Source organism: Actinomadura madurae (genome assembly GCF_047130825.1).
GTDB lineage: Bacteria > Actinomycetota > Actinomycetes > Streptosporangiales > Streptosporangiaceae > Spirillospora > Spirillospora madurae.
In genome coordinates this window covers 1,988,375-2,008,122 of sequence record NZ_CP083237.1, presented here as the reverse complement: position 1 = coordinate 2,008,122, position 19,748 = coordinate 1,988,375, and the positions used below count along the sequence as shown (strand labels likewise).

The window sequence follows — 19,748 nt, the reverse complement described above, 5'->3', positions numbered from 1 at the left end:
ACCCGGCGGCCGCCGGCGTGTGACGCGCGTTACGTCCAGAGCACCTTAAATCCAATTGTTTTACAAAGTCAAAGCCACGGGCCAGAATGGAGTCGGCGCCGGTCAGGGGGACCGGCGCCGGGCAGAAAGGACCTTCGTTGCGGCGAGCAGGCACGAACCTTCCCAAGGTGGGGCGCTACAACCGGGCGGTGGTGCTCGACCAGATCCAGCTCGCCGACGGCATCAGCCGGGCCGAGATCGCCGAGCGCACCGGGCTCACGCCGCAGACCGTCTCCGGGATCACGCGCAAGCTGCTCGACGAGGGGATCGTGCGCGAGGACGGGTCCAGCCGCGTCGAGGGGCTCGGGAAGCCCCGCACGACCCTGCGGATCAACAGCGACGCCGGCAGCGCCGTGGGGCTCCACTTCGACCCGGTGGAGCTCGCCTGCGTGGTCGTCGACCTGGTCGGGCACCCGCTGGTGCTGAAGCGCCGCCCGACGCCCGCCGGCGCCCGGCCGGACGAGGTCGTCGCGGCCATGGCGGACCTGGCCGGCGACGTCCTCGCCGAGGCCGACGTGCCGCGCGAGCGCGTGCTCGGCCTCGGCCTCGCCAGCCCCGGCCCGATCGACCAGGACAGCGGCATGGTCGTCGCGCCGCCCAAGCTCGCCCACTGGACGCGGGTGCCGATGAAGCAGCTGCTGAGCGAGGCCACCGGCCTGCCGGTCACGCTGGACAACGACGCCACCGCCGCCGCGATCGGCGAACGCTGGTCGGGCGCCGGCCGGGGGGTCGCCGACTTCGCCTACTTCTTCTTCGGCACCGGCATCGGCGGCGGGCTGATCCTGGGCCACCAGGTCCACCGGGGCGGCTCGCTCAACGCCGCGGAGTTCGGGCACACCTCCGTCCGGCTGGACGGCCCGCGCTGCTACTGCGGAAACCGGGGGTGCCTGGAGAGCCTGGTCAGCCCCGCCGCCATCGCCGCCGAGACGCGGCGCAGGCTGGGCGAGGAGCCCGCCGGAAGCGTGCTCGCGGAGCCGTTCCGGCGCGACCCGGCCGCCGTCGACCACGAGGCGGTCCTCACCGCCGCCGCACAGGGCGACCCGCTCGCGGCCGCGGTCATCGGCGATGCCGCCGACCTCGTCGCCGCCGTCGCCGTCAACGTCGTCAACATCGCCGACGTGGACCTGATCGTGCTGGGCGGGCACGGCATCAGGCGCGTCGAGAAGCTCTACCTCGACGCCGTCACCGAGGCCCTCGCGTCCAGGCCGCTGTCCCGCCACGTCCGGGTCGCCGAAGCGGCGGTCTCGCCCCTCGGCCCCGACGCCGCCGTGGTCGGCGCGGCGTCGCTCGTCCTGCACGCCACCTACTCGCCACAGCTCTCGGCGCTCCTCGAGGTCTGACCAGAGCGATCCCGGGCTCCCACCAAGGAAGTGTTCATGGACCATGACGTCGTGCTCGCGGTGGACATCGGCGGCACCAAGATCAGCGCCGGTCTGGTCGGCGCGGACGGGCGGGTGCACCGGCAGGCCGAAGTCGCCACCCCCGCCACCGAAGCGCTCCTGGACGAGGCCATGCGCGGATTGCTCTCCTCGGTGTCCGAGGGCGCGGCTCCGCGCGCGGTCGGGCTCGCCTCCGCGGGGCCGGTCGACCCGCGGCGCGGCCGGGTGAGCCCGGTGAACATCCCGGCGTGGCGCGACTTCCCGCTGCTCGACCTGGTCGGCGCCATCGTGCCCGGCGTGCCCTCCGTCCTGGTCGGGGACGGGATCGCGGCGGCGCTGGGCGAGCACTGGCTCGGCGCGGGCCGCGGCGTGGAGTCGATGCTCGGGATCGTCGTCTCCACGGGCGTCGGCGGCGGTCTCGTCCTCGCCGGCGCGTCCTACCCGGGCCCGAGCGGCAACGCCGGGCACATCGGCCACGTCGTCGCCGACCCCGCGGGCCCGCCCTGCACCTGCGGGGCGACCGGATGCGTCGAGGCCTACGCCAGCGGCCCGTCCATGGTCCGGTGGGCCCGCGGCCGGGGATGGAAGGGCGCCGACGCCCGCGCCCTGTCCGCCGACGCCTCCCAGGGCGACGGCGTCGCGCTCGCCGCGTTCGACCAGGGCACCCGGGCGCTGGCCCGCGGCATCGCCGCCACGAGCGCGCTGTGCGACCTGGACCGCGTCGTGATCGGGGGCGGTGTCGCGGCGGCCGGCGAGGTGCTGTTCGCGCCGCTGCGCGCGCACCTGGCCGGTTTCCTCACGCTGGACTACGTCCGGCGGCTGACCGTCGTCCCGTCCGAGCTCGGCCGTACCGCCGGCCTGCTCGGCGCCGCCCGCAGCGCGCTCCCGGCCTCCCACCCCGCGGCCGCCTAGGTTCTGCCGCTCAGACTCGCGCCGACGGCGACGGGCCGCGCCACCCCCGGTGGCACGGCCCGTCGCTCTCAGGGGTCACCAGGTCATGCGAACGCCCACGCGAACACGTGGAGGGACCCTCCACTCTCGGGAGCGTTCAGCGTCATGCTCTTCACCTGCTTGGCCGGGTCGAGGTCGATCGGGGTCGCACCGAAGACGTAGACGTTGATCTCGTCCCTCGTCCCGTCGTCGTTGTTGCGGTAGGGGGTCGTGGCCACGATCTCGTTGCCGAAGCGCGGGGGATACGCGTCGGCGCCGAGCGCCCAGTCGCTGAACGCCAGCTCGCTGCGCTGGGTCGACCCGTCGGCGTACGTGATCGTCACCGTGGACGGGGCGTCTCCGTTGCCCGCGGAGCCGAGGAACGCGAGCTTGTCCGCCTTGGGCCCGTCCGGCAGCTCGACGGTCTGCCCCTGCGCGTGCACGTTGTCCATCTGGCCGGGCCTGCGCGCCGGCCAGTCGAACGTGAATCCGTTCCAGGACACCTGCTCACCCGGGGACAGCCCGGCCGCGGCGAGCGCCTGGGCCGAGTACGACCAGCCGCCGCCGTCGAAGTTGGCCATGCCGGAGGCGCCGTCCTCGGAGATGCCGGCGTTGTTCTGGTACCACTCGATCGTCCCCTTGCGGGCCACGTTGAGGGTGAGGCCCGCGTCGCCGGCGCCGGGTATCGAGATCGGCACGGTGTGGAAGTCGATCTTCGCGTCGGCGGCCACCGAGACCGTGATCTCCTGGTCGGCGTGGCCGGACGCCGGGACCCGGAGCGTGCCGGACGACGGCGTCAGCGTGACGCCCGGAGGCGGCGCGGCCTTCCACTCGACCTCGCCTCCCGACGCCAGGGCCTGGACGCGCAGCGTCGTGGTGGTGCTGCCGCCGGGCTCCACCGGGACGAGGCCCGGGTCGACCGCCGTGAGGTAGCTCTTACCGCCCTCGGTGAACGACGGCGGCGCGTCCGACTCGGCCGACCCGAACCCGGTGTTCGGCGACGTGCCGAGGGTGAAGTCGAGCGTCCCGCCCGACCGCGCGAACGACTCGGGCAGCCAGGCCTTCGTGGTGGCCTTCCCGTTCACCTTGAGCGCCTGGATGTAGCGGGACGTCTCCGCGCCCGGCGCCTTGATCGTCACCTTCTGGCCGGAGGAGCGCCGCACCTCGATCTTGGAGAAGGCGGGCCCGTTCACCATCAGCTCGGCACGGCCCGGGATCGCCGGGTACACGCCCATCGACGCCCACACGTACCAGGCGGACATCGTCCCGAGGTCGTCGTTGCCGACCAGGCCGTCGGGGGTCGGCTTGAACAGCTCGGCGCGGGCCCGGTGCACGACGTCCTGCGTGCGGTACGGGCGGCCCGCCCACGCGTACAGCCACGGCGACTGGAGCGAGGGCTCGTTGCCGAGGTAGGCGAGCGGCTTGTGCGGGCCCGCGTTGAGCTCGGCGAAGAACGCGTCGAGCCGCTTGGCGGCGGCGTCGCGCCCGCCCATCGCGTTGAACAGGCTCTTCACGTCCGCGTAGGTCATCCAGTGGTACTGGGCGCCGTTGCCCTCCACGTACCAGTTGGAGTCCGCGGGGTCGAACGGGCTGAGGAACGAGCCGTCGGCGAACCGCGGCTGGATCCAGCCGTTGAGCGGGTTGTAGAGGTTCTGCCAGCCGTGCGAGCGCGCCATGAACTTCTCCGCCGTGGCCTTGTCGCCGAGCCGCTCGGCCACCTGGGCGATGCCGAAGTCGGCCAGGTTGTACTCCATGGTCGTGGCGGGGTCGCCCGGCACGTAGCCGATCTTGAGATAGGAGGCGTTCCCGGGCCGCTCGGTGTACCCGGACTTGGCCCCGATGCGCTCCGCCCCGGCCACCATCGAGGCGAGGGCGCCCTTGGCGTCGAAGTCGCGCGCCCCGAACGCGTAGGCGCTCGCGATCATCGAGTGGTACGGGTCGCCGTTCATCACGCCGGTGATGGTGTTCTGGTGGGACCAGCGGTCCCAGACGTCGCCGATGGCGCGGGCGTTCTCATGCAGCGACCGCGCGATGTCGCTCGCCACGTCCGGCGCCAGGAAGGCGAGGAGCTGGATCTCGCTGCGGTAGATGTCCCAGCCGGAGAACGTCGCGTAGTGGTGGCGGCCCCTGGGGGCCTTGTGGGTGCGGTAGTCGAACCCTGTGTAGGTGCCGTCCACGTCGTCGAACACGTACGGCTGGAGGAACGAGTGGTAGAGCGCGGTGTAGAACGTCCGGAGGGTGTCGGGCGTGCCGCCCTCGACCCTGATCTGCCCGAGGCGGCGCTGCCAGGCGTCACGCGTGGCGGTGCGCACCGCGTCGAACGGCTTGCGGCCGATCTCGGCCCGGAGGTTCTTCTTCGCGCCGTCGATGCTCACGTACGACAGGCCCGTGCGCATCTGGACGGGCGTGCCGCCGTCGAACTGGAGGTACACGCCGGAGCCGGGGCCCTTGACGGTCACGTCGCCAGCGAAGGTGCGCTGGGACGGGGCGACGGGACGCCCGTCCCGGCCGTTGTTGACCCGGCCGCTCGTCTTGCGCGGCGACTGCGGGACGTCGGCGGGCGACTTGCCCCGGACGCGCTCGTTGCCGGGCTTGACCGAGTCGTCCTTCCAGGTCCCGGACGCGGTGATCGGGCGGTCGAAGGTGGCGTGGAAGTAGACGTAGTACTTGGTGGACGTCCCGCAGAACCCGCCCGTCCTGGCCCAGCCCGAGACCGTGTTGCCGCTGATCGTCGCCTCGGCGTCGTCGACGCCGTTGATGGAGCCGGTGACGTTCAGCAGCAGGGTGCCCGGCTTGCCGGCCGGGAAGGTGAAGCGGCCGACGCCCGCGCGCGTCGAGGCCGTCAGTTCGGTCTTGACGCCAGAGTCGGCGGTGACGGCGTAGTAGCCGGGGTTCGCCTGCTCGTTCTCGTGCTTGAAGGTCTGGACGTAGTCCGAGCCGTGGGTGGCGGGGGAGGCGCCGATCGTCCCGGAGATCGGGATGACGGGGAAGTCCTGCGCGCCGGTGCAGCCGGGGCCCGAGATGTGGCTCATCGAGAACCCGCGCAGCCGGTCGTCCTCGTACTTGTAGCCGCCTCCGGACGTGCGGACGGTGTCGGGACTCCATTGCATCATCCCGAACGGGGCCGCGGCGCCGGGGAAGTTCATCCCGGCCCCGCCGCCGTGGCCGAAGTCGGGACCGCCGTCCTTCGTGCCGACGAACGGGTTGACGTACGAGGTGAGGTCCGGGGCCGCATGCGCCGCCGTGGCGGCGGGGACCGCGGCGGAGGCCAAGGGGAGCAGGAGGACGGCGAGGCCGCCCGCAAGCCGGCGTCTGAGCATGAGTGTCTCCTCAGTGGGACGCACGGACGTATGACAACGTTGTCAGGATGGTGATCTCCCGACACCGGCGCGTCAACGACCGAATCCGGCCATGGCGAAACTTCCCCCGGTCATGGTGACATCGTTGTCATGATGAACAGGGGGGCGCCGCGGCCGACCATGCGCGATGTGGCCGCGGCGGCGGGGGTCAGCCTCAAGACGGTGTCGCGCGTGGTGAACAACGAGTCCGGCGTCCGGCCCGAGACCGAGGCGGCGGTCCGCGACGCCATCGCGCTCCTCGGCTTCCACCGCAACGACCTGGCGCGCACCCTGCGCGGCGGCCCGACCGGCACCATCGGCCTGGTCATCCAGGACGTGGCCAACCCCTTCTACTCGCTGGTGGCGCGCGGGGTGGAGGACGTCGCCCGCGAGGCCGGACGGCTGATGATCCTCGGCAGCTCCGGCGACGGGCACCTGCGCGAGCACGTGTACCGGCGGGAGCGCGAGCTCACCGCGTCCCTCTGCGAGCGCCGGGTCGACGGCCTGCTGATCGTCTCGTCGGGCGCCGCCGACCGCCGGCTCGCCGAGTACGGCACGCCGGTGGTCTACATCGACCAGCCCGGTCCGCTCGACGTCGACACCGTCCTCACCGACAACGCCGGCGGGGCGCGCGCCGCCGTCCGGCACCTGCTGGCGCGCGGCCACCGCCGGATCGCTTGCCTGCTCGACCGGACGGAGGTCTTCACCGCCCGCGAGCGCCACCGCGGCTACCTCGCCGCCCTGGCCGAGCGGGGGATCGCGGAGGACCCGGCCATCGCCCGCATGATGATCCAGGACGCGGTGGGCGCCGAGCGGACGATGGCCGAGCTGCTCGGCCTGCCCGATCCGCCGACCGCCGTCCTCACCGGCAACAACCTGCTGACGGCCGGCGCGCTGCGGGCGATCCGGGCCGCGGCCGGGCCGGTCGCGCTGGTGGGGTTCGACGACTTCGAGCTGGCCGACCTGCTCTCGGTCACGGTCGTCGCGCACGACCCCGCCGCGATGGGGCGCCGCGCCGCCGAGCTGCTGGAGCGCCGCATCGGCGGGCACGCGGGCCCTCCCGAGCACGTCCTGAACCCCACCCGCCTGGTGGAGCGGGGCTCGGGAGAGATCCCCCCGCCGGGCTAGAGCCGTGCCGGTCAGGTGGAGTCGCGGACGATGAGCTCGACGGGGAAGATCACCGGGTCGGCCTTGGGGTCCACCCCGTCCAGCAGCATCTGGACGATGGTCCGGGCGACCTCGGCGATCGGCTGGCGGACGGTGGTCAGCGGCGGATCGGTGAAGCGGGCGGCGTCGATGTCGTCGAAGCCGACGACGGCGACGTCGTCGGGGACGCGGCGGCCCGCCCTCCGCAGCGCGTGCAGGGCGCCGGTCGCCATCAGGTCGCTCGCGGCGAACACCGCGTCGAGATCGGGATCGTCCTCCAGGAGCTGGGTCATCGCGGCCGCCCCCGACTCGCGGGTGAAGTCGCCGATGGCGGCCAGCGACCGGCGGCCGGTGCCGGACAGGAGTTCGCGGTAGCCGGCCATCCGGTCCAGCCCCGCGGACATGTCGGGCGGGCCGCTGATGGTGGCGATGCGCCGCCGCCCCCGGGACAGCAGGTGCTGCACGGCGGCCCGCGCGCCCCCGACGTTGTCGGCGTCGCAGTAGGGGGGCCTCGCCGTGGACACCGGGCGGCCGTGCGACACCACCGGCACGCCGGTCCGCAGGAGCGCCGCGGGCAGGGGGTCCGCGCCGTGCAGGGACAGCAGGATGACGCCGTCCACGTGGCCGCCCGCGACGTACCGCTCGACCCTGGCCTGCCCGCCCGGCGAGGACGGCATCATGAGCACGACCTGCCGGTCCGCGGCCTCCAGCTCCTGGCTCACCGTCCGGATGACCTGGGAGAAGAAGGGGTCGTCGGAGAAGACGCGGGCGGGCGGCTCGGAGACCACCAGCCCGATCGACCCCGTGCGCTGGGTGACCAGGCTGCGGGCCGCCGAGTTCGGGACGTAGCCGAGTTCCTCCACCGCCCGCAGTACGGCCGTGCGGATGTCGGGGTTCACGGTGTCCGCCCCGTTGACCACGCGCGACACCGTGGCGCGGGAGACCCCGGCCCTGGCCGCCACGGCCTCCAGCGTGGGACGTTTCATGCAGGCTTTCCCCCGAGTCCGTTGCGGGCGATGACGTCGCGGAACCACCGCGCGCTGTCCTTGGCCAGGCGGCGCTGGTCGGCGTAGTCGACGTAGACGATCCCGAATCGCTTCCCGTAGCCTTCGGCCCATTCGAAATTGTCCAGAAGCGACCATACGAGATACCCCCGCAGGTCCGCACCGGCGGTGAGCGCGGCGTGCGCGGCGCGCAGATGCCCGTCGAGGTAGCGGATGCGGGCGTCGTCGCGCACCCGCCCCTCCTCGTCGGGGACGTCCTCGAACGCGGCGCCGTTCTCGGTGACGACGAGGGGCACGCCCGGGTAGTCCCGGCTGAGGCGGATCAGCAGGTCGCCCAGGCCGTCCGGCACGATGGGCCAGCCCATCGCCGTGTGCGGCGGCCCGGCCTGCGGGAACGCGATGCCCTCGGACCCGGGGTAGACGGGGTTCGGCGGGGTGCCGGGGGAGGCCGCCACATAGGTCGGGTTGTAGTAGTTGATGCCGAGCGAGTCGATCGGCTCGGCGATCACGGCCAGGTCGTCGCCGCGGACGTGGTCGAGCCCGCCGTCGCGGGAGGCCACCGCCAGCACCGGCTCGGAGTACGCGCCGCGCAGCACCGGGTCGAGGAACTGCCGGTTGAGCAGCGCGTCGACCAGGTCGGCGGCGGCCGCGTCCGGTTCGGAGCCGCCGGCGGCGACGATCGGGGCGAGGTTCAGGGTCAGCGAGATCCGCTCGGCCCCGCCGGCGCGCAGCCGCCGGGCGGCCAGTCCGTGCGCCACGAGCAGGTGGTGCGCGGCGCGGAAGGCGTCGGCGGCGCTGGTCCGGCCGGGGGCGTGCACGCCCGCGGCGTAGCCGAGGTACGCGGCCACCCACGGCTCGTTGATCGTCGTCCAGGTGTCGACGCGGTCGGCGAGGCGGTCGTGGACGAGGCCGGCGTAGTCCGCGAACCGCAGGGCGGTGTCGCGGGCCGTCCACCCGCCGCGGTCCTCCAGCGTCTGCGGCAGGTCCCAGTGGTAGAGGGTGGCGTACGGCGTGATCCCGGCCTGGAGCAGCTCGTCGACCAGCCGGTCGTAGAAGCCGATGCCGCGGGGGTTGACCGGGCCGGAGCCGTCGGGCTGCACCCGCGGCCAGGCCACCGAGAAGCGGTAGACGCTCAGCCCGAGGCCGGCCATCAGGCCGACGTCGTCGCGGAACCGGTGGTAGTGGTCGCACGCGACGTCGCCGGTGTGCCCGCCCGCGACCTTGCCGGGGACTTGGCTGAAGGTGTCCCAGATCGAGGGGCCGCGGCCGTCGTCCCGCGCCGCGCCCTCGATCTGGTACGCCGCGGTGGCGGCCCCCCAGACGAAGCCGGGCGGGAAGGTGAGGGGCCGGTGGTCGGTCTGGAGCGTGGTGGCCGTCATCGTCCTGGCTGTTCTCTCCGCTGGTGAGGGGTGGATCGTCATGCCTTGAGGGCGCCGTCCATGATCCCGCTGATGATCTGCCGCCCGAACAGCACGAAGACGGCGAGCAGCGGCAGCGTCGCCACCGCGGTGCCGGTGAACATCAGCGAGTAGTCGGTGTAGTAGGCGCCGTTCAGCAGGTTGAGCGAGTACTGGACGGTGGGGTTGTCGGGGTTGAGCACCGCCAGCGGCCAGATGAACTCGTTCCACGTCTGCATGAAGGTGAACAGGCCGAGGACGGCCATGGCGGGGCGCAGGACCGGCAGCACGACGCTCCAGTAGATGCGGAAGGTCGAGCAGCCGTCGATGCGGGCGCTCTCGATGAGCTCGTCCGGGACGGCCTGCATCGTGTACTGCCGCATCATGAACACGCCGAACCCGGTGACCAGGAACGGCACGATGACGGCCTGGAGCTTCCCCGTCCAGCCGATCTCGGCCATCAGCATGTACAGCGGGATGATGCCCATCTGCACCGGCACCATCATGGTCGCCAGCATGACCAGCAGCAGCGCGCCGCGGCCGCGGAAGCGCAGCTTGGCGAAGGCGAAGCCGGCGAGCGAGGCGAACAGGAGCGTGGAGACGGTCACCGCCGTGGCCGCGATGGCGGAGTTGACCAGCCCGAGGGTGAAGTGCGCCTGCTCGTTGCCGAACAGCCGGGACAGGTTGCGGCCCAGCTCGCCGCCCGGGAGGAGCGGCGGCGGCGTCGACCCGACGACGTCGTTGGTGCGGGTCGCGACGACGAGCATCCAGTAGATGGGGAACACCGACAGCACGATCGTCGCCAGCAGCGTGATCCGGGTGAGCGGGCCGGCGTCCCAGAGCGCCGCGACGGCGCCGCCGCGCCTCGCCCGGGGCCTGCCGGGCGTCCTCTGGATCATCATTTCGTTCCTCCGACACGGCGCAGCCACACGAAGTTGAGGAGGGATCCCAGGAGGATGAGCATGAAGAGCATCCAGGAGACGGCGGACGCGTAGCCGTAGTCGAACCGCCGGAACGCGTTCTCGAACATGTACATGGTGACCGTCTGGAACTGCCGCAGCGATCCCCCGGCCATGTCGCCGTTGCCGAACAGCAGCGGCTCGGTGAACAGCTGGAACCCGCCGATCGTGGAGACGATCGCGGTGAAGATGATGGTCGGCCGCAGCATCGGCAGCGTGATCGACCAGAACTGGCGGGCGCGGGACGCCCCGTCGATCGCCGCGGCCTCGTACAGGTCGCGCGGGATCGACTGCATCGCGGCCAGGTAGATCAGCGCGTTGTAGCCCGTCCACCGCCAGTCGACCATCACCGAGACCGCGATCCAGGCCGTCGAGCGCCGCGCGGCCCAGTCGAGATGGTCGGCCCCGAACCAGCCGAGCACCCAGTTGACCATGCCGAAGTCCCGGCTGAACAGCTGGCCGAAGACGATGGCCACCGCGGCGATCGAGGTGACCATCGGGACGAGCACGCCCATCCGCACCAGCGTCCGCGCCCGCATCCGCTGGTTGAGCGCGTTCGCCAGCACCAGCGCGAGCAGCAGCTGCGGGACGGTGGCGATGACGAACATGCCGAGGGTGTTGCGGACCGCGTTCCAGAACTGCGGGTCGGTCAGGACGAGCCGGAAGTTCTCCAGGCCCACGAACTCGTGGGTGCCGAGCAGTTCCCAGTCGTGCAGGGCCACCCAGACCGTGTAGCCCATCGGGAAGAGCCCGAAGAGGAAGAAGAGCAGGAAGTACGGGGAGATGAACAGGTAGGGCGAGAACTTCACGTCCCACCTGGCGAGCACGGTGCGCACCCCGCGGCGCCGGGGCGGGGCCCCGGGCGGCGGCGCCGCCCGGGACTCCGCGCGGGAACCGATGGAGACCGTCATCGAGCCTCGCGTTCGGCGTCGTCGAGGGCCTTCTTCCACGCCGCGTCGGGGGAGAGCCGGCCCTGCTCCAGCGCGAGCAGCGCGTCCTCGAAGCGCTGCTGCACCGGGTTGGAGTCGGCGCCCAGGTAGAGCGGCTTGATCGACTTCGCGCCGCGGGCGTAGATCCGCCCGACCGGGGCGTCGTTGAAGTACTCGTTCTTGAAGGACGTCACCGCGGGGTCGTCCAGCGCCTGCGGGGACGAGGGCAGGTTGTTGCGCGCCTTGAACGCGGCGATCTGGCTCTTCACGCTGGTGAGGTACTTGGCCAGCTCGGCCGCCTCCTTGACGTGCTTGCTCTGCTTGGGCACGGCGAGGAAGGAGCCGCCGCGGCTGCCCGAGCCGCCCGGGATCGCCGCGACGTCCCACTTGCCGGACGCCTCCGCGCCGGCGTTCTCCTTGATGACGCCGAGCATCCAGGACGGGCACGCGATGGTCGCGAACTTGGCCTGCTTGAAGCCGGAGCCCCAGCTCGGCTCGAACGACTTCAGCCCGGCCGACAGCCCGGCCTGCTGGATCTTCAGGGTCGTGTCCCACGCGCTCCGGACCGCGGGGTTGCTCCCGGCCACGAGCTTGCCGGAGGGGTCGAAGAACGTGTGGCCGACGCTCTGGCTCGCGGTCTGGGCGAGGATCGTGTTGTAGAGGTTCACCGAGCCGTCGACGAACTTGGAGTCCTTCGCCTTGGCGGCGTACTTCTGGCCGGTGGCGATGTAGGCGTCCCAGGTCGGCCAGAGCTTGCCGACCTCCTCGCGGCCGGTCGGCAGGCCCGCCTTCTTGAACAGGTCGGTGCGGTAGCACATGGCCAGGCCGCCGATGTCGGTGCCGAGGCCGACCAGGTACTTGCCGTCGGAGCTGAGCGCCTGCTTCCACTTCCAGTCGAGGAAGCCGCCCTTGAGCGAGCCCGCCCCGTGGTCGAGCAGGTTCACGAACTTGTCGGGGTTCGCCATGAACTTGGTGAGGATCCCCTCCTCGATGGCGACGACGTCGCCGGCGCCGCTGCCCGCGGCGATCCACTGCTCCAGGCGGGGCAGGTACTCGTCGAGCTGCACCACGTTGCGGTGCTTGATCGTGACGCCGGGGTGGGCGGCCTCGTACTGCTTGAACAGCTCCTCGTAGCCGAAGGTGCTGAAGGTGTCGACGGTCAGCGTGACCGAGCCGTCCGAGCCGGTTCCGGAGTCCGCGTCTCCGCAGGCGGAGAGGCCGAGCGCCAGGACGGCGACGGAGACGAGGCCGGACGCGAGGCGGCGGTGGGATCTGCGCATGGCTGTCCTCGGGGGTGGTTTGGGGGTCAACCGGGGTCGGGTCGAGAGAGCGCTCTCGCAGAGAATGGCTTCACCAGGTACGACTGTCAAGAGAGCGGCCATCTCGCATGGACCAGGGGAAATTCGCAATGGACATAGCACCTGCTCAGACATGGTGCTCGCCTCAGAATCTTGAAGAGAGCGCTCTCTCGCTCTTGACGGGTTCGCGCGGACGGACGACATTGGCCCCACCAGAGGGCAGGCACCCCCGCGCTTGCTCCACCCCATCTCTGGAGGTCCCCCCGCTATGACCCCACTGAGACGTCCCCGCCTCTGGCGCAGATGCGCACTCGCCGTGGCCGCCGTCGCGCTTCCCGCGGCGGTCGCGACGGCCGCGCTGTCACCGTCGGCCGGCGCGTCCGTCCCACCTCCGCCGGACGGCTGGAGCCTGGTCTGGAGCGACGACTTCGACGGTCCGGCCGGCGCGCCCCCCTCGTCCGCGAACTGGATCATCGATACCGGCCACGGCTACCCGGGCGGCCCCGGCAACTGGGGCACCGGCGAGATCCAGCGGTACACCGCCGACCCCGCCAACCTCGGCCTGGACGGCGGCGGCAACCTGCGGATCACCCCGGTCAAGTCCTCCTCGGGGGAGTGGACGTCGGCCCGGATCGAGACCCAGCGCACCAACTTCAAGCCCGCCGACGGCCGCGTCCTGCGCATCGAGGGACGCATCCAGATGCCCAACGTCACCGGCAACCAGGCCCTCGGCTACTGGCCGGCGTTCTGGGCCCTGGGATCCCCGTACCGGGGGAACTACCAGAACTGGCCGGCGATCGGCGAGTTCGACATCATGGAGAACGTCAACGGGCTCAACTCGGTCTGGGGCGTCCTGCACTGCGGCACCAACCCGGGCGGGGCGTGCAACGAGACCAACGGGATCGGCGCCAACCGCGCCTGCCCGGGGTCGTCCTGCCAGTCGGCGATGCACACCTACCGCTTCGAATGGGACCGCAGCGTCAGCCCCAACCAGCTGCGCTGGTACGTGGACGGCCAGCAGTTCCACAGCATCAGCCAGAGCCAGCTCGACGCCACGACGTGGGCGAACATGACCGGGCACGCCGGCTACTTCCTGCTGCTCAACGTGGCCATGGGCGGCGGGTTCCCGGACGGCGTCGCCGGGCACGCCACCCCGACGGGCGACACCGTCTCGGGACGCCCCATGCTCGTCGACTACGTCGCGGTCTGGCAGAGCGGCGGCGGCAGCACGCCCCCGCCGGGCGACCACGTCGACGCCCGGTCGACCATCCAGGCGGAGAGCCGCCAGGCCGAGTCGGGCACGCAGAATGAGACCACTACCGACTCCGGAGGCGGCCAGAACGTCGGCTTCCTCAGCAACGGCGACTGGCTCCGCTACGACAACGTCGACTTCGGCGGCACGCCGGCGACGCAGTTCAAGGCGCGGGTCGCCTCGGGCGCGCCGGCCGGGGTCAGCGGCCTGGTGCAGGTCCGGCTCGGCAGCCCGACGGGCCAGGTGCTCGGCAGCTTCGCCGTGGCCAACACCGGGGGCTGGCAGAGCTGGCGGACGGTTCCCGTCAACATCTCGGGCGTGACCGGCAGGCACACCGTCTACATCACCTTCAGCAGCGGCCAGCCGGCCGACTTCGTCAACCTCAACTGGTTCACGTTCTCCAGCTGAGGGTCACCACCGGCCGCCGCCGACCCCACCGGGGGCCGGCGGCGGCCACGTGGTTTCAACCGTGCTCGGGTCACTTGGCGGAGTGGAACGAGTAGTCGCCGGAGCCGACCTGGAAGACGGCGTACCCGTCGCGCATGCCGCGGAACGCCGCGTCGGGAGCCGCCTTGACCGCGTCGCGGTCGCGCGCGGGGACGAGGATCTCGGCCGTCGCGCCCACGGGCACGCCGACGCGAAGCGTGAAGCGACCGCGATCGAGGGTCCAGGCCGAACTCACCCGGCCGAGCGGGGACTGGACGTGGCCCGAGGCGTTCTTCAGACCGCCGACCGGATAGGGCTGGATCTTGATCTTCGTGTAGCCGGGCGCCGCCGGCTCGATCCCCGCGACGCGCTGGTAGAGCCAGTCGTCGACCGTGCCCATGAAGGCGTGGTCGTGCGAGCGCGAGGTGTTCTGCCACTCCTCCCACATCGTCGTGGCGCCGAGGGCCTGGAACCAGTAGCCCCAGCCGGGGTACGTGGGGTTGGTGGCGACCTTGTAGGCGAGGTCTCCGTTGCCGGAGTCGGTCAGCACCGGAAGGATGATCTTCGTACCCAGCGCGCCGGTGTTGAGGTGGTCTCCGCGGGTCCTGATGTCGTTGACGAGGTTGGCGAGCACGGCCGGCCGGTCGGCCTTGGAGACCAAGCCGAAGCTCAGCGGCAGGAGGTTCGAGGTCTGGCGATAGCCGGCTGATCTGTCGTCGTGGTAGGCCTTGGCCGACGTGTCGAAGAACGTCGCGTTGAAGGCGCTCGCCGTCTTGGCCGCCAGGGCGTCGAAGTGCGCGGCGTCGCCGCCGTGGCCGAGGGCGCGCGCGATCTGGGCCATGGTCGTCGCCGTCTTGTAGATGTAGGCGGTTCCGACGAGCCGGGTGCCCTCCGGCGGGAACGCGGCGCCGGGCGCGAGCCAGTCGCCGTAGCTGAAGCCCGTGTAGATGTGGCCCGTCTTCGCGATCGTCTGCTCGTAGTGGTCGAGCCACTTCTTCATCGCGCCGTAGTTGTCGGCGAGAGGACGGATGTCACCGTAGTACCAGTACAGATCCCAGTTGATCAGCACGAAGCTCGCCGACCAGACCGGATCCGTCACACCCTTGGCCCCCACGGTGGCGGGCACGGTGTGGCCGATCGTCCCGTCCGGATTCTGGTCGTCGCGGTGGGTGCGCATCCAGTTCTCGTAGAAGTTCACCATGTCGAAGCTGGCGATCGCGGAGTCGGCGGTGAGGTGCGCGTCCGCGGCGTAGGGCCGCTTCTCGTACATCGGGGTGTCGGTCGGGATCGAGTGCAGATTGTTCAGAGTCGTGTTCGCCTGGGCGTCGTGATAGCGGTTGAGCAACCGACTGGAGCTGGTGAAGCCGCCGGTGGCGGTCACCGCCGTGTGTACGCGCTCGCCCTGGACCGACGCCACGGTGACCCCGGCCGGCGCATCGACCTGGACGTAGCGGAAGCCGTTGTAGCTGTAGCTGGGCCGGTAGCTTTCCAGGCCGCCGCCCTTGAGCGTGTACGAGTACGACTGCAACCCGGCGTTGTCGACCGTGCCGTCCGAGCGCAGTTTCTCCCCGTAGGTGATCGACACCACGGCGCCGGCCGGCCCCCGCATCGCGACGCGCGCCCACCCGGCCGTGGGGGTGCCGAAGTCGTGGACCCGTACGCCGTCGCGGGGTGCGGTGACGCGCTTCACCGGCAGCCTGCCGGTCACCTTGATCGGCGGGAACGCCGCCGCGCGGAGGGTCCCCTTGGGCGCGGTGACGGCGAGCGCGGGCTTCCAGGCGGCGTCGTCGAACCCGGGCCGGTTCCAGCCGGGCTGCTCCAGCCGCGCGTCGTACGTCTCGCCGTACAGGACGGACTCGGTGCGCGTCGGGCCGTCGGCCGCCTTCCAGCCGCCGTCGCTGGTCACCTGCTGGGTGCTGCCGTCTTCGTAGGTGATGTCGAGTTCGAGCTTCAGCTTCGGGTCGCTGTGCCAGGGCGAGTCATTCCACTCGCCGGGTTTGGTCATGGCGTAGTACCCGCGTCCCAGGCTCACCCCGAGCGCGTTGCCGCCGGCTCGCAGCGCTTTGGTCACGTCGTACGTCGAGTACAGGACGGTCTTGTCGTAGACCGTGAACGCCGGGTCGAGTTCGTGATCACCGACCCGCTTCCCGTTGAGGTAGAGCTTGTAGTAGCCGAGCCCCGCGATGTACGCGCGGGCGGACGCGATCCGCTTGCGGGCGGTGAACTCCCTGCGCAGCAGCGGCTCAGGCGGGCTCGGCGCGCTGACCGAGCTGTACCAGGGGGCGTCGCCGTAGTGTGCGGCCTCCATGGCCGCGGGCCAGGCCGAGTCGTCGAAGTCCGGTTGCTGCCAGCCGGTCGCCGCCGTGTCGGCCGATTTCCAGGCGTCGTCGGTGACGAGGTCGAGCGGGTCACCGGTCGAGCCCTGAACGTGCAGCCTGCCGATCAGCCCGGCCGGGCCGGCGGCGGCGTTGGCCGCCTCGATCGCGATCACGTTGCGGCCGGAGCGCAGGTCGTCCGAGATGTCGACGACGGTCGCCGTGTTCCAGGAGTCGGCCACGTCCGGCGAGCGGGCTGTCTCCTTGCCGTTCACGTACAGGGTGAACCTGTCGTCGGCGCTCAGCTTGAACTGGGCCGAAGTGACCCGGTCGCCGGCGGGAAGGTCGAACGCACGCCGGAAGTAGCGGGTCGCGACCGGCGCCGAGTCGGCCGGCTCGCCCTCGGGATACCAGATCCAGTCGGCACCCGTGAGCGGTATGTCGGCCGGTTTCGACGGCGAACCGATCCATGTCCCCCGGAACTCGCCCGGAGTGAGGAACGCCGTCTCGAACCGCGCCGGCCGGCTCCACCGCGAAGCCCGGTGAGCGGCGTCCCAGACCCGCACCCGCCAGAAGTAGCGCGTGCGCGAACGCAGGGCGGGTCCCGCGTACTCGATGTCAAAGGAGCGTGACGAGCGCACCTTGCCGCTGTCCCACACGTCCGCCGGTCCGTCGCGCGTGGTCGACACCTCCACCTCGTACGCCGACTGCCCTGCGCCGCGCGCGTGTGCGCTCAGAGTCCAGCCGAGCCGCGGCTTCGCGTCGTCGACCCCGAGCGGGTCGACCTGATGCTCGACCGTCAGACCGCCGACCTGAACGTCGCCGGCCGCCCGGGTGGCGCCGGCGGCCTGGGCGGGTGCCGCCCCCAGGGCCGACAAGGCCAGCACCACTGTCGTCACGCGATGGATCATTGCGCTCCCTCTGCATCGGCCCCGACGGCGTGATTCTTAAAACGTTTTAATCTCTGGCATAACATCGTTACACTGCTGCAACAGAGCTCACAAGAAGCTGTCCAGATGCGGCCATGCGTCCGCGAGCGGGGCTCCCAGTCGGCAAGTGCACCTGAAGAATGCGCATCCTCGCTGCTCACGGGCTATGTGAATCAACGGTCAGGCATGCCCTCGGCGGGATCACGCTTGCACAGCCAGGATGATCACCGGGCGACGTATCGCTCTACGGCCCGGTGACGCGGTCGGCGCCGATGAAGCCCACCGGCCAATAATTAAAACGTTGTAAGTCGATGCCTGTACCAGACTCCGTGCCGGACGAAGTGGGTACGCCCGAGGTCATCGAACACGAGCGGATGGGGCAGGAACGCGAGAGCCCAGGTCGGCGCCTGTGGGCTGACCTGGGCTTGGGTGGTGGGCGATACTGGGATTGAACCAGTGGCCTCTACCGTGTCAAGGTAGTCCGCGCTCATGCGTGACCTGCAGCGCTGCGCGAATGCGCAGGTCAGGGGCCTCGATAGGGCGCAGTTGAGCGATGTCCGGCGACGTTGAGGAAAGGTGCCGTCGCCCAGATATCGCCCAGCCCGGTCGGGAGCGGATCATGGTTTCTGTGGATCTCGGGGCTTCTGCCATCGGGGGACGGGGTGGTGATCGGCTGATCCGGTGCTGCACCACCGTCAGTGTGGTGGTGCTGGCGGGTATCGCGGCGGTGCTGTCGTACACGCATATGTTCGAGTTGGTCGTGCGGTACGGGGAGGCGTCGTGGACGGCGGCGCTGTTGCCGGTGTCGGTGGACGGGATGATCGTGGCGTCTTCCATGACGTTGCTGGCCGATTCGCGCGCTGGCTGGCGAGGCGGTCTGCTGCCGTGGACGTTGCTGTTGGTGGGGAGTGCGGCGAGTCTGGCGGCCAATGTGGCGGTGGCCGAGCCGTCGATGGTGGGCCGGTTGATCGCGGCGTGGCCGAGCTGCGCGCTGATCCGGTCATCTGAGCTGCTGATGCGCCAGGTCAGAAACGGTGCGCGACGGAATACTCCGGCCGCGCCTCACGAGTCAGCACCCCGAACGGCAGTCAAGACGGATGGCTCAGACGAGGTGCTTACGGCTCCTCATAAGGGCCTGGCCAGGGATGACCCTGGGTCATATGCAGCCCCTATGACCGGGGACGCCTTGTCAGACGGCTCATACGGCGCCCAGATGCACGGCACTGAGGTCTTCATAGGAGACGCAGGGGACGAGGCCGCCGCCGTGCGAGGAGCGGGGCAGGCTGATCCGGGACGCGGCAGATCGGTGGGCATACTGCAACGTCAGGCCTGGCAGTGGGCGGTGAGCAACCGTACGTTGGCGGGGGATCTTCCTTCGGGCAAGGTGATCGCCGAGCGCTTCGAGCGGTTCGAGCGCTGCGAACGTTGGGGGCGACTGGTCAAACAGGCCGGCCCGGACGGCAGATTCGACCAAAAGCTCCTGCGCAGGTGTGAACCCCGGGCGGGGCACACACAGCATCTACGGCACTGCGGCCAGGACAATCACGCGGGGGGCTGGTCGTGGAGGTGCAGCCGCCACCGACCCGAACGTGACCGCCATAACCCCGAGCCCCTGGGCACGTCGTCGGCCATCACTCCGCCCCGCGTGACATCGGCCGGGCCGCCGCCCGCTCAGCCGGACCCGCCGCCACCCCTGCCGCCGACCTCTCCGCTGGATCCGCCGCGTGTGGAACAGCCGATCGAGTCAGCCGCCACGCTATCCCCCAGCCGCCTGGGACGGAGGCTGCGCTCTCGGCGAGTGCGTATCGTCGCCCTGGCCGTGATGACCCGCCTCCCGCAAGCGAGAAGTTGCTTCTGGACGGCTTCGCCGAGGTGGGCATCAGCGAAGGCCGGCGCCCCGTCCGCCGAGGTGACCGACCCCGTCATCCGGTCGGCCATGGCTGCCGCCCCCGCAACTCGGAGACGACCTCCTGGCGGTCCAACGGGACCGCTGCCGCGGCTGGCGCTATAGCCTTGACCTGGGTGATTACGGCACGAACCGTTTCGAGCGCCCGGCACAACTCGTCGAAGAAGCCGATCCCGGCGGCACCTATCGTGTGCGGTGACTCGACCGGCCCCTCGATGACGGCCGACCGTGCGCGTTCGTCGGCGGACGGTGTCGATCGGTACCGCGAGACCGGTTCGGAGACCGCGGCGAGATCGTCCGGGCCGTCGACGAGGGTGCGCCCGATCAGCCACACGGTATCGGTCGGGGAATCGAGTGTGGACTCATCGCCGTCCAGGCGTCTGGACGGGCCGGTGATCGTGAACCGGCCGGGTTCGTGCCCGGTGGTCCGGCTGCTGACGTAGGCCCAAGCGCCAGCGGATAGCCCTACAGGTAAGCCTTTATCGCTGCTGAAACCGTGGA

The 19,748-nt window shown here is 71.0% G+C and carries 12 protein-coding genes and 1 pseudogene; 5 read left to right on the top strand and 8 right to left on the bottom strand.

The window, feature by feature from the left end; translation table 11 throughout:
• Positions 1 to 137: 137 nt before the first annotated feature.
• Both K8Z49_RS09405 and K8Z49_RS09400 read left to right on the top strand, forming a co-directional pair.
• On the top strand, positions 138 to 1,379 hold the full coding sequence (locus K8Z49_RS09405; RefSeq protein WP_024934853.1) for an ROK family transcriptional regulator: 1,242 nt from the start codon (positions 138 to 140) through the stop codon (positions 1,377 to 1,379).
• Between the two features lie 36 nt (positions 1,380 to 1,415).
• The gene (locus K8Z49_RS09400) at positions 1,416 to 2,330 is read left to right on the top strand and encodes an ROK family protein (protein WP_075021959.1); all 915 of its coding nucleotides are present in this window, start codon (positions 1,416 to 1,418) and stop codon (positions 2,328 to 2,330) included.
• An 83-nt stretch (positions 2,331 to 2,413) separates the two neighbouring features.
• Here K8Z49_RS09400 and K8Z49_RS09395 read toward each other — a convergent pair whose 3' ends face one another.
• Positions 2,414 to 5,668: a GH92 family glycosyl hydrolase gene (locus K8Z49_RS09395; protein ID WP_412518201.1), complete on the bottom strand. Its 3,255-nt coding sequence runs from the start codon at positions 5,666 to 5,668 to the stop codon at positions 2,414 to 2,416.
• A 129-nt stretch (positions 5,669 to 5,797) separates the two neighbouring features.
• On the opposite strand from K8Z49_RS09395, the gene K8Z49_RS09390 reads away from it, so the two are divergent.
• Positions 5,798 to 6,814 carry a LacI family DNA-binding transcriptional regulator gene (locus tag K8Z49_RS09390; protein WP_033331045.1) on the top strand — a complete coding sequence of 339 codons (1,017 nt, stop codon included), beginning with the start codon at positions 5,798 to 5,800 and terminating at the stop codon, positions 6,812 to 6,814.
• 11 nt (positions 6,815 to 6,825) lie between these two features.
• On the opposite strand, the gene K8Z49_RS09385 is transcribed toward K8Z49_RS09390, so the two are convergent.
• From K8Z49_RS09385 to K8Z49_RS09365, 5 genes are read right to left on the bottom strand one after another with little or no spacing between them, the layout of a single operon-like run.
• Positions 6,826 to 7,818: a LacI family DNA-binding transcriptional regulator gene (locus K8Z49_RS09385; protein ID WP_021592844.1), complete on the bottom strand. Its 993-nt coding sequence runs from the start codon at positions 7,816 to 7,818 to the stop codon at positions 6,826 to 6,828.
• The gene (locus K8Z49_RS09380; protein WP_075021957.1) at positions 7,815 to 9,215 is read right to left on the bottom strand and encodes a GH1 family beta-glucosidase; all 1,401 of its coding nucleotides are present in this window, start codon (positions 9,213 to 9,215) and stop codon (positions 7,815 to 7,817) included. The genes K8Z49_RS09385 and K8Z49_RS09380 overlap by 4 nt, the downstream gene beginning before the upstream one ends.
• Positions 9,216 to 9,253: 38 nt before the next feature.
• Positions 9,254 to 10,135, bottom strand: a complete 882-nt coding sequence (locus tag K8Z49_RS09375; RefSeq protein ID WP_021592842.1) for a carbohydrate ABC transporter permease — start codon at positions 10,133 to 10,135, stop codon at positions 9,254 to 9,256.
• Entirely contained in the window at positions 10,132 to 11,103 is a 972-nt protein-coding gene (locus K8Z49_RS09370; protein WP_021592841.1) for a carbohydrate ABC transporter permease, read from the bottom strand. Before K8Z49_RS09370 ends, K8Z49_RS09375 begins: the two co-directional genes overlap by 4 nt.
• The gene (locus K8Z49_RS09365) at positions 11,100 to 12,401 is read right to left on the bottom strand and encodes an ABC transporter substrate-binding protein (RefSeq protein ID WP_075021956.1); all 1,302 of its coding nucleotides are present in this window, start codon (positions 12,399 to 12,401) and stop codon (positions 11,100 to 11,102) included. Before K8Z49_RS09365 ends, K8Z49_RS09370 begins: the two co-directional genes overlap by 4 nt.
• Positions 12,402 to 12,687: 286 nt before the next feature.
• Between K8Z49_RS09365 and K8Z49_RS09360 the strand changes: the two genes are divergently transcribed.
• Positions 12,688 to 14,079, top strand: a complete 1,392-nt coding sequence (locus tag K8Z49_RS09360) for a glycoside hydrolase family 16 protein (protein ID WP_412518197.1) — start codon at positions 12,688 to 12,690, stop codon at positions 14,077 to 14,079.
• 70 nt (positions 14,080 to 14,149) lie between these two features.
• On the opposite strand, the gene K8Z49_RS09355 is transcribed toward K8Z49_RS09360, so the two are convergent.
• Positions 14,150 to 17,311, bottom strand: coding sequence for a family 78 glycoside hydrolase catalytic domain (locus tag K8Z49_RS09355; RefSeq protein WP_412518195.1), 3,162 nt, complete (start codon positions 17,309 to 17,311; stop codon positions 14,150 to 14,152).
• 583 nt (positions 17,312 to 17,894) lie between these two features.
• On the opposite strand from K8Z49_RS09355, the gene K8Z49_RS09350 reads away from it, so the two are divergent.
• Complete coding sequence (locus tag K8Z49_RS09350) at positions 17,895 to 19,352, top strand: DUF2637 domain-containing protein (RefSeq protein WP_412518193.1); 1,458 nt, start codon at positions 17,895 to 17,897, stop codon at positions 19,350 to 19,352.
• Here K8Z49_RS09350 and K8Z49_RS09345 read toward each other — a convergent pair.
• Positions 19,264 to 19,680 (bottom strand): annotated as a pseudogene (locus tag K8Z49_RS09345) (DUF1254 domain-containing protein); the annotation flags it as partial. The gene K8Z49_RS09350 and the pseudogene K8Z49_RS09345 sit on opposite strands and share 89 nt — an antisense overlap.
• Positions 19,681 to 19,748: the final 68 nt, after the last annotated feature.